Annotated in this window: 20 protein-coding genes; all 20 read left to right on the top strand. The window is 31.8% G+C overall.

From position 1 onward, the window contains the following. The first annotated feature begins 4 nt into the window (after positions 1-4). The 20 genes from ACY3JM_RS07135 (at position 5) to era (ending at position 15,074) form a co-directional block, all read left to right on the top strand. Positions 5-319: a DUF4387 domain-containing protein gene (locus ACY3JM_RS07135; protein ID WP_463081893.1), complete on the top strand. Its 315-nt coding sequence runs from the start codon at positions 5-7 to the stop codon at positions 317-319. Next, positions 312-1,154, top strand: coding sequence for a fumarate hydratase (locus ACY3JM_RS07130; RefSeq protein WP_463081894.1), 843 nt, complete (start codon positions 312-314; stop codon positions 1,152-1,154). The genes ACY3JM_RS07135 and ACY3JM_RS07130 overlap by 8 nt, the downstream gene beginning before the upstream one ends. Continuing rightward, complete coding sequence (locus ACY3JM_RS07125) at positions 1,151-1,678, top strand: FumA C-terminus/TtdB family hydratase beta subunit (RefSeq protein ID WP_463081895.1); 528 nt, start codon at positions 1,151-1,153, stop codon at positions 1,676-1,678. Before ACY3JM_RS07130 ends, ACY3JM_RS07125 begins: the two co-directional genes overlap by 4 nt. Positions 1,679-1,684: 6 nt before the next feature. Beyond that, positions 1,685-2,605: an alanine-tRNA synthetase second additional domain-containing protein gene (locus ACY3JM_RS07120; protein WP_463081896.1), complete on the top strand. Its 921-nt coding sequence runs from the start codon at positions 1,685-1,687 to the stop codon at positions 2,603-2,605. A 2-nt stretch (positions 2,606-2,607) separates the two neighbouring features. After that, complete coding sequence (gene rph, locus ACY3JM_RS07115) at positions 2,608-3,330, top strand: ribonuclease PH (protein ID WP_463081897.1); 723 nt, start codon at positions 2,608-2,610, stop codon at positions 3,328-3,330. After that, positions 3,327-3,929, top strand: a complete 603-nt coding sequence (rdgB, locus tag ACY3JM_RS07110) for an RdgB/HAM1 family non-canonical purine NTP pyrophosphatase (RefSeq protein ID WP_463091377.1) — start codon at positions 3,327-3,329, stop codon at positions 3,927-3,929. Before rph ends, rdgB begins: the two co-directional genes overlap by 4 nt. A gap of 3 nt (positions 3,930-3,932) precedes the next feature. After that, positions 3,933-4,310: a RidA family protein gene (locus ACY3JM_RS07105; RefSeq protein ID WP_463081899.1), complete on the top strand. Its 378-nt coding sequence runs from the start codon at positions 3,933-3,935 to the stop codon at positions 4,308-4,310. A 26-nt stretch (positions 4,311-4,336) separates the two neighbouring features. Continuing rightward, entirely contained in the window at positions 4,337-5,014 is a 678-nt protein-coding gene (locus ACY3JM_RS07100) for a rhomboid family intramembrane serine protease (protein WP_463081900.1), read from the top strand. 15 nt (positions 5,015-5,029) lie between these two features. Next, positions 5,030-5,872 (top strand): SDH family Clp fold serine proteinase, encoded by an 843-nt coding sequence (locus ACY3JM_RS07095; RefSeq protein WP_463081901.1) that lies wholly within the window; start codon positions 5,030-5,032, stop codon positions 5,870-5,872. 97 nt (positions 5,873-5,969) lie between these two features. Then, positions 5,970-7,007: a heat-inducible transcriptional repressor HrcA gene (gene hrcA, locus ACY3JM_RS07090; protein WP_463081902.1), complete on the top strand. Its 1,038-nt coding sequence runs from the start codon at positions 5,970-5,972 to the stop codon at positions 7,005-7,007. 8 nt (positions 7,008-7,015) lie between these two features. Then, the gene (locus ACY3JM_RS07085) at positions 7,016-7,756 is read left to right on the top strand and encodes an RsmE family RNA methyltransferase (RefSeq protein ID WP_463081903.1); all 741 of its coding nucleotides are present in this window, start codon (positions 7,016-7,018) and stop codon (positions 7,754-7,756) included. A 4-nt stretch (positions 7,757-7,760) separates the two neighbouring features. Beyond that, positions 7,761-9,014: a MiaB/RimO family radical SAM methylthiotransferase gene (locus tag ACY3JM_RS07080; protein ID WP_463081904.1), complete on the top strand. Its 1,254-nt coding sequence runs from the start codon at positions 7,761-7,763 to the stop codon at positions 9,012-9,014. A 16-nt stretch (positions 9,015-9,030) separates the two neighbouring features. Continuing rightward, positions 9,031-9,201, top strand: a complete 171-nt coding sequence (rpsU, locus tag ACY3JM_RS07075; RefSeq protein WP_148807442.1) for a 30S ribosomal protein S21 — start codon at positions 9,031-9,033, stop codon at positions 9,199-9,201. A 7-nt stretch (positions 9,202-9,208) separates the two neighbouring features. Beyond that, positions 9,209-10,105 carry a PhoH family protein gene (locus ACY3JM_RS07070; RefSeq protein WP_463081905.1) on the top strand — a complete coding sequence of 299 codons (897 nt, stop codon included), beginning with the start codon at positions 9,209-9,211 and terminating at the stop codon, positions 10,103-10,105. Further along, positions 10,102-10,533: an rRNA maturation RNase YbeY gene (gene ybeY / locus ACY3JM_RS07065; RefSeq protein ID WP_463081906.1), complete on the top strand. Its 432-nt coding sequence runs from the start codon at positions 10,102-10,104 to the stop codon at positions 10,531-10,533. Before ACY3JM_RS07070 ends, ybeY begins: the two co-directional genes overlap by 4 nt. Next, the gene (locus ACY3JM_RS07060; protein WP_463081907.1) at positions 10,521-10,898 is read left to right on the top strand and encodes a diacylglycerol kinase; all 378 of its coding nucleotides are present in this window, start codon (positions 10,521-10,523) and stop codon (positions 10,896-10,898) included. The genes ybeY and ACY3JM_RS07060 overlap by 13 nt, the downstream gene beginning before the upstream one ends. Before the next feature lie 42 nt (positions 10,899-10,940). Further along, positions 10,941-12,191 carry a hemolysin family protein gene (locus tag ACY3JM_RS07055; RefSeq protein WP_463111197.1) on the top strand — a complete coding sequence of 417 codons (1,251 nt, stop codon included), beginning with the start codon at positions 10,941-10,943 and terminating at the stop codon, positions 12,189-12,191. Next, a complete protein-coding gene (locus tag ACY3JM_RS07050; RefSeq protein WP_463081909.1) occupies positions 12,188-13,789 on the top strand; it encodes a CTP synthase in 1,602 nt (533 codons plus the stop codon). Before ACY3JM_RS07055 ends, ACY3JM_RS07050 begins: the two co-directional genes overlap by 4 nt. Beyond that, a complete protein-coding gene (gene cdd, locus ACY3JM_RS07045; RefSeq protein ID WP_463111196.1) occupies positions 13,789-14,181 on the top strand; it encodes a cytidine deaminase in 393 nt (130 codons plus the stop codon). Before ACY3JM_RS07050 ends, cdd begins: the two co-directional genes overlap by 1 nt. Next, positions 14,181-15,074, top strand: a complete 894-nt coding sequence (era, locus tag ACY3JM_RS07040) for a GTPase Era (protein ID WP_463111195.1) — start codon at positions 14,181-14,183, stop codon at positions 15,072-15,074. The genes cdd and era overlap by 1 nt, the downstream gene beginning before the upstream one ends. The last annotated feature ends 16 nt before the right edge of the window (positions 15,075-15,090 follow it).

Genomic DNA, 15,090 nt, shown 5'->3' with positions numbered 1-15,090 from the left:
TATTATGAGGAGTATGGTGGAATTAGCAAAAGTTATAAGAACAAAAAATAGTGGTCCTTTTATTTTAACTATCGATATAATCTTTAAGGAAAAGGAAGTATATGAAAAACTTAAAAATATGGACTATTTTTCAAAAAATTTTTGGGCAAACTTGTATGGGCTCAAAGGATCAGATGTAATTTCGGTTATTTACTTTGATCCTGTATGTGCAGTTAAAGCAAATATTAAAAGAAAAGTTCCATCAGGAAGTCCCGGAGATTCAGATGTTTATGGGGCTCAGCAACATGCTCCTTTACTTGAGGTGAAAATAGATGTTTAGAGTTATAGAGGGAGACATAATTTATAATAAATTAGTCCATGTCATAACAAAAGCTAACTTTGAATTACCTAAGGATGTGGAAGATGCACTTTTAGAGGCATATAATATTGAAAATAATGAGAATGCAAGAATTGTTCTTGATATACTTATTAAGAATGCAAAGATAGCAAAAGAAAAAAGAATTCCTATATGTCAGGATTGTGGGATGGTGATTGCCTTTGTAGAAATAGGAGATAAGGTATGTATAAAAGGAAATCTTAACGATCTCATAAATAGGGCTGTATCAGAGGTTTATAAAAAAAATTATCTTAGGCCTTCTGTAGTTAAAGACCCTCTTAAAAGGATAAATACACAAGATAATACACCTGCAATAGTGCATTACGAAATAAAAACTGGGGATAAATTAAGGTTTTATATATTGATAAAAGGTTTTGGGAGTGAAAATGCCAGCATTGTTAAAAGCCTTATACCAACAATAACTGAGGATGAGCTTATTAGTGAGATAGTCAATCATGTAAAAAACCATGGTCCAAATGCATGTCCTCCATTACTTGTTGGAATAGGTATAGGAGGAACTTTAGAAAAGGCTGCTTTATTGTCCAAAAAAGCTACTTTAAGACCTCTGAAAGAAAAGAATAATGATCCGTATTGGGCCAAAATGGAGGAAAAATTGTTAAAGGAGATTAATGAGTTAAATATAGGTCCAGGAGGTTTAGGGGGTAAGACTACTGCATTAGGAGTACATATTGAGGTATTTCCTGTTCACATTGCTGGTTTTACTTTGGCCATAAATATGCAATGTTCTGCTATAAGACATGGGTGGTTTGAAATATGAAATTTAAAAAGATTAATCTTCCAAATGAGATAAATGAACTTAAATCTTTAAAAGTAGGTGAATGGTTATTATTAGATGGTCCTATATATTCTGCTCGAGACCAAGCATGTAAACTTCTTGTTGATCTAATAAAAGAAAGGAAAGATATACCTTTAGAACTAAAAAATAGTCTTATTTATCATATGGGGCCATCACCCGCACCTCCTGGAAAAGCTTCAGGATCAGCTGGCCCTACAACAAGTAAAAGAATGGATCCTTTTGTGCCATGGCTACTTTCTCAAGGAATAGTCGGTTTTATAGGAAAAGGGAAAAGAGATAAAGAAACAGAAATGTATTTTAAAAAGTATAAGGGAGTTTATCTTGTAACAGTAGGGGGTGCAGGAGCCTATTTGGGAGATAAGATAAAGAAAATGGAAGTTTTTGCTTTTCATGAATTAGGACCAGAAGCTATCTATTATCTTGAGGTAGAAGATTTTCCTGCTATGGTTGCCATAGATTCTGAGGGTAATTCTTTTTGGAAATAATAAAAAATGATTCATACAAAAGTGCTTCTAAAGGAAGCTATTTATTATGCCCCTCGTGGAGAAGCAAGACTTATGCTTCTTGGATCTGTAATTTCTCAGAATTTTTTACTTTCTGATGATAAACTTATTGGAGTAATTGGAGATTCTGGTTCAGGAAAATCCTTACTTATAAGAGGATTGTTTCCAGGGTTAAGTTTAACTAATGATGATGAAGGTATATATAGACGTCCAGCGCCTATAATAGAAGATTTTCAAAGAAGTATGTTTTATGATTTTATTTATCATGTGGATGTTAGGTTTGAATTAGCTTTCTATCCCATATATATATTGGCAGAATCTATTCTAAAAGCCTTGGAAAATGAAAAAAAAGTTGTTTGTGAGCATTTTGAACTTATTTATCCTTATTTAAAAAGAAACGCAGATCTTTTGATAGGGATTGGAGAGGAAGTTATAGTAACGAGACCTAATGTATTTGGTCCTTTACCTCAGGAAATAGTAAATATAGTATTTCCTTCTTTGACATATAGATTACAAGCTCATACTGCTGAGGACTTAACAGGTATGGTGTTAGAAGAATATGGCTTATATCGATATATTGAAGGGCATAGTGATATCAAACATGGATTTGTTATTAAGTTAAAAGAAAAACCTAATATAGATATCAAAGGAATAGAAGAAAAAGTTAAAGAATATATTGATATGAGTTTAGAAGTTTCTTATTGGGATAAACAACATATTAAAATAGGAGACAAAGTAATACATTGTACAGGGCCAAGACTTCATGTTAAGAATACTAAAGAGATAAAGGAATTTTATTTATATCCAGAACTTATTTTTTCAGAAGGACAAGAATACTTGCTTGTAGGTTTTGTGAATAAAGAGGAGTATGATAAAATGGTTAATAAACTTAAAGAAAGAGGAAGGTGACAATGATCAGGATTGATAAAAGATCAAACACAGATCTTAGGCCAGTTAAAATTACAAGGAGATATTTAAAATATCCTCTTGGTTCAGTTCTTATTGAGATGGGCGAAACTAGAGTAATATGTACTGTATCCATGGAGGATAAAGTACCACCATTTTTGAAAGGAACTAACCAAGGATGGCTTACTGCAGAATACGGAATGCTTCCTGGATCTACACCAGAAAGAAAAGTAAGAGATATAGTAAAAGGGGCAATAAACGGAAGATCTCAAGAGATACAAAGACTGATAGGACGTTCTTTGAGAGCTGTTATAGATTTTTCTAAGTTAGGTGAAAGAACTCTCTGGATTGATGCTGATGTTATTCAGGCTGATGGGGGAACAAGGACAGCTGCAATTACTGGAGCTTTTGTTGCTTTATACGATGCATTAGAAAAATTAAGAAGGGAAGGACTTATAAAGGAGATACCTATAAAGGAGTTTGTTGCTGCTATAAGTGTTGGAATTGTAGATGGTGAGATTTTGTTGGATCTTTCATCAAACGAGGATATGAGGGCAGAGGTTGATCTCAACGTTGTAATGACAGAGAGTGGAAGATTTGTTGAGATCCAGGGGACTGCTGAAAAGGTACCTTTTACTCATGAACAATTAGAACAGATGTTAAGTTTGGCTAAACAGGGTATTCTAAAACTAATAGAAATCCAAAAAAAGACATTAGGTTTATTATGAGGTATATAGTATTAGCTACCAAAAATAAAGGAAAAATAAAAGAAATTTATGAGATTTTAAAAGAATATAAAGATTATTTAAAAACCTTGGATGAATTTATAGAGATATCTTTACCGGAAGAAATAGGAAAAACTTACGAAGAAAATGCTTTTCTAAAAGCAAAATTTATTTCTGAAAAATTAAATCTACCAGCTATAGGTGAAGATTCTGGATTAGAGATAAATATGTTAAAGGGTATATTGGGAGTTTACTCCTCAAGGTTTGAAGAGGATTTAAGTTATAAGGAAAGAATGAATATTATACTTGAAAAATTAAGAGATGTGCCTTGGGAAAAAAGGACAGCAAGGTTTATTTGTAAAGTAGTATACTATGATCATAAAAATGATATAAAAATAGTGACAGGAGGAGTTGTGGAAGGTTATATAGCTTATGAAATAAGGGGAGATTCTGGATTTGGTTATGATCCAATTTTTTATTATCCTCCCCTCGGGAAAACTTTTGGAGAATTGAAAGAACAGGAAAAGAATGAGATAAGTCATAGAACTATAGCATTTAAAAAATTAAAAGAGTTTTTTCCAATTTTAATTAAAGGAGGTTAATTTATGAAGGAGATTATATCAACTTCAAAAGCTCCTTCTGCTATTGGTCCCTACTCTCAAGCTGTAAAGGTAGGAAACTTAATCTTTATATCAGGACAAATTCCTATTGATCCTTCTTCTGGAAATATGGTGGATGGAGATATAAAGGAGCAAACTAAAAGGGTATTAGAGAATATAAAAGGTATTTTAGAGGCTGTAGGAGCAAGTTTAGCAAATGTGGTGAAAACTACAGTATTCATGATAGACTTATCTGAGTTTTCTCTAATGAATGAAGTTTATAAAGACTATTTTCCAGAAAAACCTCCAGCAAGATCCACTATACAAGTATCAGCATTACCTCGTGGTGCAAAAATTGAGATAGAAGCAATAGCTATACTATAAAATATATTATTAAGAAGGTTAATAGAATGATCCCTCTAAGAGATGATATTCCTTCAAAAAAATATCCTTTTGTTAATACCTTACTTATATTTATTAATATAGCCGTTTTTTTATGGGAAATTACATTACCATCATATATTAGGGAAAATATCTTCTTTAAGTTTGGTATTTTGCCTTATCGTTTCTATAATCCAAATTTGTTATCCTCTGCGATTTTATCTCTTTTTACATCCATGTTTCTTCATGGGGGATGGTCTCATATTATTGGTAACATGATATATCTTTATATATTTGGGGATAATGTGGAAGATGCTATGGGACATTTTAGATATTTACTTTTTTATCTTTTTTCTGGAATTGTTGCTGGTTTAGTCCAAGTCCTATTTAGTGTAAATCCATATATACCTGCTATTGGAGCAAGTGGTGCTATAGCGGGAGTCTTAGGAGCTTATATCAGATTCTATCCAGGGGCAAGAATTTTAACTATAGCTTTTTGGGGTTTTTTTATTGATTTTATTTATGTTCCTGCCTTTATTTATTTGGGTTTATGGTTTATTTTGCAATTATTTTCTGGTTTTTTCTCATTGATATTTTTAGACTTAAGCGGTGGAATAGCATGGTGGGCTCATATAGGTGGCTTTGTTTTTGGGTTTATGATTTCTAAATATTTTAGAAAAAGATATTGGTATTACTATTATTTTTAAATAGGAGGTGATTTTATGGGTTTTTGGGATATATTTTGGATAGTCTTTATATTAAGTAGTTTGTCTCCCATAGTAAGACAAAGGGTTATTGAGGCTGAAAGATTTAGGTTAATACAGCTTATAGAGAGAAAAAGAGGATCAAGAGTTATAACCCTGATTCACAGACAAGAAACAATGAATCTTTTTGGTATTCCCATAGCAAGGTATATAAATATTGAGGATTCAGAAGAAGTTTTAAGAGCAATAAGATTGACACCGGAAGATATGCCTATTGATCTTATTTTACATACTCCTGGTGGACTTGTACTTGCAGCAGAACAAATAGCTCATGCTTTGAAAAATCATAAGGGGAAAGTAACAGTTTTTGTTCCCCATTATGCTATGTCTGGTGGTACATTTATAGCTTTGTCAGCAGACGAGATCATTATGGATGAAAATGCGGTTCTTGGTCCAGTAGATCCACAACTTGGTGAATATCCTGCAGCTTCCATATTAAATGCAATAAATAGAAAAGGTGCAGATAAGGTTGAGGATAAAACTCTTATATTAGGAGATGTGGCAGAAAAGGCTATTAAACAAGTAAAAGAATCGGTTTATGAACTGTTAAAAGACAAAATGTCAGAAGAAAAAGCTAAAGAACTTGCAGAGATCCTTGCTACAGGTACATGGACTCATGATTATCCTATAACTGTTGAGGAGGCCATAAAATTAGGTTTACCTGTTAAGGTAGGATTACCGAAAGAGATATATGCCCTTATGAACCTTTATCCTCAAAATCCAGGAACAAGACCTTCTGTTCAGTATATACCAGTTCCCTATCAACCATATAAAGGAGTGCATAAAGGTAATGAAAAATAATAACAAATTAAACCCTTTAATCTTTTTTTAAAACTTGACATAAAATTAAAATTAGTGCTATTATGTTAAAGGAAAAATTAGCAGTCTTAAAGGGAGAGTGCTAAGGTTGTTAGACGATAGAAAAAAGATCATACTAAAAATTACAGTAAAGGATTATATAGAGTCTGCTCAGCCGGTAAGTTCAAGAATATTAGCTAAAAAATATTTACTGGGATGGAGTCCTGCTACTATTAGAAATGAGATGGCAGATTTAGAGGAAGAAGGTTATCTAATACAACCTCATACTTCGGCTGGTAGGATTCCATCTGATAGAGGTTATCGTTTCTATGTGGATTTTCTTTTAGATAATTACGAATTATATAATGAGGACATAGAGGTAGCTAATAGTATAATTTTTTCTTCAATTAATTGGGAAGGGCTTCTTAGAAGAGTTGCTGAGTTAATTTCTGAGAGAACTGCATTTATTGGTGTGGTTCTATTCCCCCAACTTGATAAAACTACTTTGAAAAAGATTGAGTTTATAGACTTGAAAGAAGATGCTGTTGTTATAATTGTTACTACTTCTACAGGTGTTGTTAAGGAAAAGATAGTAAGATTGTCTAACTCTATGTCTGAAGAGGAATTTAATGATTTGAGGGTGAAACTTAATACAAGGTTTGAAAATAAGGAGCTTCAGGAGATTTATTGGACATTATCTAAGGAAAAACTAGATTTTAAAATGCCGATAGAAATAAAAACTGGAGTTTTAGATATTTTACAAGACTTATTATATACAGAAAGGGAAGAGGGCGTAATTGTAGCTGGTGTTTCAAAGATATTACAGTATTTAGAGTTTCAGAATATAAATAAAGTAAAAACCTTATTAGATGTCTTAGAGGAGGAAAAAACTATCTCCTCTTTGCTTTTTACTTCCTATCTTAGAAAGGGTTTAACAATACTTATTGGAGGAGAGATTAGTATTCCTGAACTAATCGATTGTAGTATTATTACAACTGTATATTCTTTAGGAGAAAATACTATAGGGTCTATTGGTATGATAGGTCCAAAGAGAATGAAATATGAAAGATCTTTAGCCTTTGTAGAACTTATAGGTAAAACTTTATCAGAAAGGTTAACCCAACTTTTAGGAGATTAATATTATTTATGTCTCCAACTTTCTTTGCCTCAAAACTGAAACCTCCAGACTATTTGATAATTGATGATAAAAATGATGTTTACCATATTTCTAAGGTGTTGAGAATAGAAAAGGGAGATCAACTACAGGTAAATTATGATTCTAAATTGTATCTAACATTAGTTGAAAAAGTAAATGACAAAGAAATAACTTGCAAAATTGTTTCTGAGATTGGAGACAAAGAAAGCAAGGTAAATATTTATCTTTGTCAAAGTTTACCAAAGAAAGATAAGTGGGAGCTAATTTTGGAAAAATGTACCGAGTTAGGAGTTTTTGCTTTTATTCCTTTACAAACCCAAAGAAGTATTGTAAACTTAACAAAAGAGGAATTTGAGAAAAAGTATGTTAGGTGGAATAAAATAATAAGAGAAACAGTTAAACAGTGTGGAAGGAATTTTGTACCAAATCTTTTTAACGTATTGAATTTGGAAGAATGTCTTAGGTTGGCTAAAGAAGAAAAGGCAGATATATTGGTAGCATGGGAAGGGGCTAAAGAGGACTTAAAAAAAGTGTTTGAAAATGGAGTTAAAGATAAAGTTTTTCTTTTTATAGGTCCAGAAGGAAGCTTTAGTGAAGAAGAGATAGAGATGATGAGAAATTTTGGGGGAAAATTTTTTAATATGGGACCAAGAATATTAAAAGTGGACACTGCTGCTATTGTTTCTTCTGCTCTCCTTCTCTATGAGAAAGGAGGCTTAGGTTTACTATAATACCTTGAGTAGAAAAGTTGCTTTTTATACTTTCGGATGTAAAGTAAATCAGTATGAAACAGAGAAGCTTAAATATTTAGCTATAAAAGAGGGATGGGATGTAGTATCTTTAAATGACGAACCTGATCTTTTCTTTATTAATAGTTGTGCTGTAACTCATGTAGCAGAGAGAAAAGCAAGAAGACTCATTAATTACATAAGAAACCATTATAAAAATACTAGAATTGTACTTGCTGGTTGTTACTCAGAAAGGATTAAACTTTTACCAGAAGAATTGAAGGTAGATTTTTTGTTGGATAATAAAAAAAAGTGGGAATTTTTCGGGGGTAATGAAGATTCTGTATTCTTGGTATCTGAGGATAGAGCAAGAGCTATTCTTAAAATACAAGATGGTTGCAATCAATTTTGTAGTTATTGTATAGTTCCTTATCTTCGTGGTAGAGAAAGAAGTAAAAGTTTGGATTATGTAATCAGGGAAGTTGAAGAATTGGTAGCTCGTGGCCATAAAGAGATAGTATTAACAGGAATAAGATTAGGTGCATATGGGCATGATTTAGGAGATAAAAATGCTTTAGTAAAGCTTCTTACTGATATATTTGAAATAGAAGGACTTTACAAAGTAAGACTAAGTTCTTTGGAACCAATGGATATATCTGATAAATTGATTTCTATTGCTTCTCATCCTAAGCTTTGTAGGCATTGGCATATACCTCTTCAAAGTGGATCTGATGAGATCCTTAGAAAGATGAATAGGAAATATGATACCAAATATTTTTCTGATCTTGTCAATAAGTTAAGGGAAAAAGTGCCTGATATTGCAATTACTACAGATATAATAGTTGGATATCCTGAGGAAACCGATGAACATTTTAAACAAACCTTAGAATTTGCTAAAAAAATTAGGTTTATGAAAATACATGTTTTTCCTTTTTCTCCTCGCCCTTTTACTCTTGCTGGAAAGCTTACCCCTCTTCCTCCTAAGATAATAGAAGAGAGAAAAAGGAAATTGTTAGATCTGAGTAATTTATTATGGGAAGAATATGTATCATCTTTTATAGGTAAAGAAATCGAGGTTATGATAGAAGAGAAAGAGAGTAATATATACAGGGGTACTACTGATAATTATATAAAGGTGGAGTTTGAAGGTCCATACTATTTGGAAGAAGGTAATTATGTAAAAGTAATATTAGAAGATATAGATGAGGAAAAGAGTAAAGTTTATGCAAAATTATTGAAAGATGAGTTAAAAATAAGATAAGAAAGGAGGGAAGAATGTGACAGAAGTAAGAGTAGGAAAAGATGAAAGCTTGGATAGTGCTTTAAAAAGATTTAAGAAAAAGTTACAAGAAGATGGAGTATTGTCAGATATACGTAGACATGAATATTATGAAAAACCTAGTGAAAAAAGGAATAGAAAAAAAGCTCAATCAAAGAAGAAAAAGTAAGTGATATATGGAAAGGACTATAATTAAAACAGAGATAATAATACCAAAAGAATTACAAGCATATAAGGAAAATATTGCTAAAAAGTTAAAAGAAATAGAGGTTATAGAAGAAAACATAGAAATAAAAATATTAGAGGATAGGATTACAATGAATGGATCTCCTGAAGTTATAAAAAGGGTTGAGCAGTATTTATTGGACCAGATAAATAGTTTTTCTATGAAAGGGCCTACTGATGGAAGTAAACTTCTAATTTTTGACAAAAAAATAGTAAAAGTATTAACCCCGGGGCAGAAAAAATATGTGGAAGCTATAGAAAAAAATGAAATTGTTATTGCAAAAGGGCCCGCAGGAACAGGTAAGAGCTTTTTGGCTATAGCTATGGGTATTTCTTTTTTGAGGAATAATATAGTAAAGAAGATAGTATTGACAAGACCAGTAGTTGAAGCAGGTGAGAAGCTTGGTTTTCTCCCTGGGGATATACAACAAAAAGTAGATCCATATGTTAGGCCGTTATATGATTTTTTAGAAGAACTTTTAGGACTAGAAAGGCTTTTAAAATATATAGAGAGAAATATGATAGAGATAGTTCCATTAGCATATATGAGAGGGCGGACCTTCAAAGATTCTTTTGTTCTTCTAGATGAGGCACAAAATACAACTCCAATGCAGATGAAAATGTTTTTAACAAGATTTGGTTTTGGGAGTAAAATGGTTGTTGCAGGTGATGTTACTCAAACAGATCTTGATACTAATAAAATGTCTGGTCTTATACATGCTTGGAATATTTTGCAAGGAATAAAAGGTATTGCTTTTGTGGAACTCACGGAAGAAGATGTGGTTAGACATGATATCGTGAAAGAGATAATTAAAGCTTATGAAAAATGGGAGAAAAAAATTAAATGAGTGTAAATGTATTTGATTTGAAGAATAAAATTAATAAGAAGGAACTTGATAAAGTAAAAGACTTTATTAAAGAGGTTTTTAAGAAAAAGGGATTTTTACCTAATAAATATGATTTATCTATTGTTATAGTTGATGATGATAAGATTAAAGAGCTAAATAGTAAATATAGAGGGAAAGACATACCCACAGATGTTTTGTCATTTTCCTTAGGAAAAGATCCCAAGGGTAGACTTATTGGTGAAATATATATCTCTTATGATACTGCTACAAAACAGGCAATAGAAAATAATAAAGATTTATTAGATGAAATAGCTTTTTTAAGTCTTCATGGCACTTTACATATTCTTGGTTATGATCATGAAGAAGAAAAAGATTTTGAAGAAATGGAAAGAGAAACCTTAAAATTAATAAGTCTATGGAAAAAATGAAAAATAGAAGTCTTAGGGAAAGTTTCACTAAAGCAATAGATGGTCTTGTATTTGGTATTAAATACGAAAGAAACATTAAAATTCAGATATTAATTACAGGTATATTAATTCTCTTTATGCTTTGTTTTCATTTTAGCTTAAATGATATACTTGTTGTGTTATTATGGATTGGAGTTGTTATAAGTGCTGAGTATATGAATACAGCTATAGAAAAGGCTATGGACTTTATAAATAATAGTTATTCTCCTCAGATAAAAATAGTTAAGGACTTGTCAGCATCAGCTGTTTTTATATTGTCGCTTTTGGCTTTTATTTCAGGTATTTTAATATTTATAAAATATATAAAAATCTTTAGACTTCAATAAAAGGGGTGTGAGGAAAAGCTGGAATATTTTACGATATTAATTTTGTTATTTATTTCTGGTTTTCTTTCTGCTTTAGAGACATCGCTTCTCTCATCACCTAAGATTCGACTTCACCATTTAGCAGAGAATGGTGATAAAAGAGCAAAACGGTTGATGAAATTGATGGAAAATTCTCAGAAGCTCTTAGGTACGATTCTTATTGCTAATAATCTTGTGAATATCTTGATTTCTTCGATTGCTACAAGAATAGCTCTAAGTATAACTCAAAATTTTGGTATAGCTATTGCTACAGGTCTTTCTACCTTCTTTATAGTAATTTTTGGAGAAGTGATCCCTAAATCTTTAGGATTAAGATATAAAGAGAGGTATGCTCTATCTGTAATCTATTTATATTATCCCATATATTTAATAATGCTTCCTATTACCAACTTTGTACTGACTTTTAGTAGTCTTTTTTATAAAATAATTGGTGGAAGCCAAGAAAAGATTTCACCCTTTGCTACTATAGATGAATTTTTAACCTTGGTAAATGTAGGTGAGAAAGAGGGAATAATAGAAAAAGAAGAAAAGGAATTAATTAATAATGTCCTTGAGTTTACAGATACAGAAGTACATGAAGTTATGGTGCCAAGAATAGATATGGTATGTATAAGCTCTGATGCTTCCTTAAAAGAGGCATGGAAAAAAATAATTGAAGAAGGTCATTCAAGGTTACCCGTATATGAAGGAAGTATTGATAATATTATAGGTATTGTACATGCTAAAGATATTTTGAAAGCTCTTGCCGAAAAGGATCAAAATATTGGCTTAAAAGATCTTATAAGAGAAGTAATATATGTACCTGAGAATATGAAGATTAATGAGCTTTTTAATGAGATGAGAAGGCGAAAGGCACATATGGCTATAGTAGTAGATGAGTATGGTGGTACCGCAGGTTTGGTAACCTTAGAGGACCTTTTAGAGGAGATTGTAGGAGAGATAGAAGATGAGTATGATAAAGAAGAAACTAAATTCTCTTTTATAGATGATCACACATTATTAGTGGATGCTAAGATGAATATTTATGAACTTAATGATGTATTAGAGGAGTCTTGGGGTATAAGATTGCCAGAAACAGAATATGATACCTTAGGGGGGCTCATTTTGGATATTTTAGGGCGAGTGCCATCAAAAGGTGAAGAGATTGATTTAGGGGATGTAGTTATTAAAATAGAGAGTGTAAGAAGACAAAGAATTGAGAGAGTAAAAATTATTAAAAAAACTAAGAAGGATGAGGGAGAAGAGGAGAAATGAAGGATACAAAATTCATTTTTATAACTGGCGGAGTTATATCATCCTTAGGAAAAGGTCTTACAACGGCATCTTTGGGACGTATCTTAAAAAGTAGGGGTTATAAAGTAACAGCACTGAAGTTCGATCCATATATAAATGTGGATGCTGGTACTATGAATCCATATCAACATGGAGAAGTTTTTGTAACTGAGGATGGTGCAGAAACGGATCTTGATTTGGGTCATTATGAAAGATTTTTGGATGTAAATTTGTCTGCTCTAAATAATGTTACGACAGGCAAGATATATTCAAGAGTGATAAAAAAAGAAAGAGAGGGAAAATACTTGGGTTCAACTGTACAAATAATTCCTCATATTACAGAAGAAATAAAAGAAAGCATTAAACTAGTAGCAAACGAAACCCAAGCTGATGTAGTTCTTGTGGAGATAGGAGGTACAGTAGGTGATATTGAAGGCTTACCTTTCTTAGAGGCTGCAAGGCAATTTAGAAAAGATGTAGGTAAAGATAATGTTATTTATCTTCATGTTACTCTTGTCCCATCTTTATTTCCTACAGGAGAATTAAAAACTAAACCTACCCAGCATAGTGTTAAAGAATTAAGAAGTATAGGAATTCAGCCGGATATAATCCTTTGTAGAGCAAAGGATAAATTACCAAAGAGTATTAGGGAAAAGATTGCCTTATTTACAGATGTAGAGCCTGAAGCAGTAATAAGTGGGGTGGATGTAAATGATATCTATGCTATACCTCTTTATTTTGAAGAAGAAGGATTAGGAGATTTGGTATGTAATATTTTGGGGTTGGAGAAAAGAGAGAGTGACTTAAGAGATTGGTCTGAAATGGTAAATAAAAAACTTCAGAGAGAAATAAATGTAACAATTTTAGGTAAGTATGTAACATTACCAGATGCTTATTTAAGTGTAGTACAAGCCCTTAATCATGCAGCGAGATTTTATGGGGTAAAATTAAATATAAGATGGATAGAAAGTGAGAAGGTAAATTCACTAAATGTAAATGAAATCTTAGAGGGTACTGAAGGGCTTTTGGTACCTGGAGGATTTGGAGCAAGAGGTGTTGAGGGAATGATAGAAGGAATTAGATGGGCAAGAATAAATAAGATTCCTTTCTTGGGTTTATGTTTAGGACTTCAATGTGCAGTTATAGAATTTGCAAGAAGTATTGGGTTAAAGGATGCAAACAGTAGTGAGTTTGATGAAAATACTAAAGATCCAGTAATAGATCTTATGTCTGAACAAAAAAATATTCAAGATAAGGGTGGAACTATGAGACTTGGAGCTTATCCTTGCGTAATTGATAAATCTTCCTTAGCTTATAAGTATTATCAGCAAGAGATTGTTTATGAAAGACATAGACATAGATACGAATTTAATAATAAATATAGAGATCTTTTTGAGAAAAACGGTCTTAAAGTAGTGGGTACTTCTCCTGATGGAAGATTGGTTGAGATGATTGAGCTTATAGATCATCCATGGTTTGTGGCTACCCAATTTCATCCTGAATACAAATCAAGACCTCTTAATCCTCATCCCCTTTTTAAAGGGTTCATAGAAACTATAATAAAGGAGAAAGCTAAATAATGGAAGATAAAGACCTTCTTGAAATTGCAAGAGATGCTTTGAAATTTTCCTATTCTCCTTATTCTAACTTTCCTGTAGGAGCTGTTTTGTTAACTAAGAGTGGAAAGATATATACTGGAGTAAACATAGAAAATGCTTCTTATGGTCTAACTATTTGTGCTGAACGGGTTGCTATTTTTAAAGCAGTTAGTGAGGGTGAGGAAGAATTTTTGAAAATTGTGATTGTTGGTAAAGATGGAGATGGAGTACCACCTTGTGGGGCTTGTAGACAGGTTATGATGGAATTTTCTCCTAAGATGGAAGTATTATTGTATAATTCTAAAGAAGAAAGATTTTATAGATATAAAGTAGAAGAGTTATTACCTCACAGTTTTAAATTGGAGGAAAAATAATGGGCAATACTAAACTTGCTTATGTAAGTATTATAGGTAAGCCCAATGCTGGTAAATCCACCCTATTGAATCTTTTAGTAGGAGAAAAAGTTTCTATAGTAGCTGACAAACCTCAAACAACAAGGCAAAGGATATTAGGAGTTTTGACTTTAGAAGACGCACAATTTATTTTTTTAGATACTCCTGGATGGTTTCCTCCAAAACATTTACTTGGGGAGTATATGCAAAAAACTATTAAACAGACTATTGAAGACTCTGATATTGTATTATATGTAATTGATGCAACCTTAGAACTTGATGAAGATAATAAAACCCTTCTTCATTTTGTAAAAGGGCAAAAAAAACCCTGTTTAGTATTACTCAATAAGATTGATGCTGTATCAACGAAAATTTTGGAAGAAAGAAAAAATAAGATTATCTCCTTAGGAGTAGATCCAAATAATATAATTGAAATATCAGCTCTATATGGTACTAATAAAGATTTACTTTTAGAAAAACTAAAGGAATTATCTCCAGAAGGTGAATTTTTATATCCTCCAGATATGTTAACTGATCAAACAGATAAATTCTGGATTTCAGAAATAATAAGAGAAAAGATCATTCATCTTACTCATCAAGAAGTACCTCATTCGGTTGCAGTATATGTAGATGAAATTGATGAACGAAAAAATGGACAACTTATTTATATTCGTTCAACTATTATAGTTGAAAGACCTACTCAGAAGGCTATCTTAATTGGAAGAAATGGTCAGATGTTGAAGAAAATAGGTACTCTTGCAAGAATGGAGTTGGAAGAATATTTTAAAAAACAAGTGTATTTGGATCTTTGGGTGAAAGTTAGAGAAAAATGGAGGAAGAAACCCGAAATTTTGAGAGAGCTTGGATATATTTAATATTAGGGAGAAATTA

Source organism: Dictyoglomus sp. SSW, from assembly GCF_055181335.1.
The sequence above is the reverse complement of the archived record's forward strand: the minus strand, read 5'-3'. Positions and strand labels throughout refer to the sequence as shown.

Bases quoted from the DNA above. Each gene is read 5' to 3' on its own strand.
- ACY3JM_RS07135 (WP_463081893.1), top strand. From the start codon at position 5: ATGAGGAGTATGGTGGAATTAGCAAAAGTTATAAGAACAAAAAATAGT.
- ACY3JM_RS07130 (WP_463081894.1), top strand. From the start codon at position 312: ATGTTTAGAGTTATAGAGGGAGACATAATTTATAATAAATTAGTCCAT.
- ACY3JM_RS07125 (WP_463081895.1), top strand. From the start codon at position 1,151: ATGAAATTTAAAAAGATTAATCTTCCAAATGAGATAAATGAACTTAAA.
- ACY3JM_RS07120 (WP_463081896.1), top strand. From the start codon at position 1,685: ATGATTCATACAAAAGTGCTTCTAAAGGAAGCTATTTATTATGCCCCT.
- rph (WP_463081897.1), top strand. From the start codon at position 2,608: ATGATCAGGATTGATAAAAGATCAAACACAGATCTTAGGCCAGTTAAA.
- rdgB (WP_463091377.1), top strand. From the start codon at position 3,327: ATGAGGTATATAGTATTAGCTACCAAAAATAAAGGAAAAATAAAAGAA.
- ACY3JM_RS07105 (WP_463081899.1), top strand. From the start codon at position 3,933: ATGAAGGAGATTATATCAACTTCAAAAGCTCCTTCTGCTATTGGTCCC.
- ACY3JM_RS07100 (WP_463081900.1), top strand. From the start codon at position 4,337: ATGATCCCTCTAAGAGATGATATTCCTTCAAAAAAATATCCTTTTGTT.
- ACY3JM_RS07095 (WP_463081901.1), top strand. From the start codon at position 5,030: ATGGGTTTTTGGGATATATTTTGGATAGTCTTTATATTAAGTAGTTTG.
- ACY3JM_RS07085 (WP_463081903.1), top strand. From the start codon at position 7,016: ATGTCTCCAACTTTCTTTGCCTCAAAACTGAAACCTCCAGACTATTTG.
- ACY3JM_RS07070 (WP_463081905.1), top strand. From the start codon at position 9,209: ATGGAAAGGACTATAATTAAAACAGAGATAATAATACCAAAAGAATTA.
- ybeY (WP_463081906.1), top strand. From the start codon at position 10,102: ATGAGTGTAAATGTATTTGATTTGAAGAATAAAATTAATAAGAAGGAA.
- ACY3JM_RS07060 (WP_463081907.1), top strand. From the start codon at position 10,521: ATGGAAAAAATGAAAAATAGAAGTCTTAGGGAAAGTTTCACTAAAGCA.
- ACY3JM_RS07050 (WP_463081909.1), top strand. From the start codon at position 12,188: ATGAAGGATACAAAATTCATTTTTATAACTGGCGGAGTTATATCATCC.
- cdd (WP_463111196.1), top strand. From the start codon at position 13,789: ATGGAAGATAAAGACCTTCTTGAAATTGCAAGAGATGCTTTGAAATTT.
- era (WP_463111195.1), top strand. From the start codon at position 14,181: ATGGGCAATACTAAACTTGCTTATGTAAGTATTATAGGTAAGCCCAAT.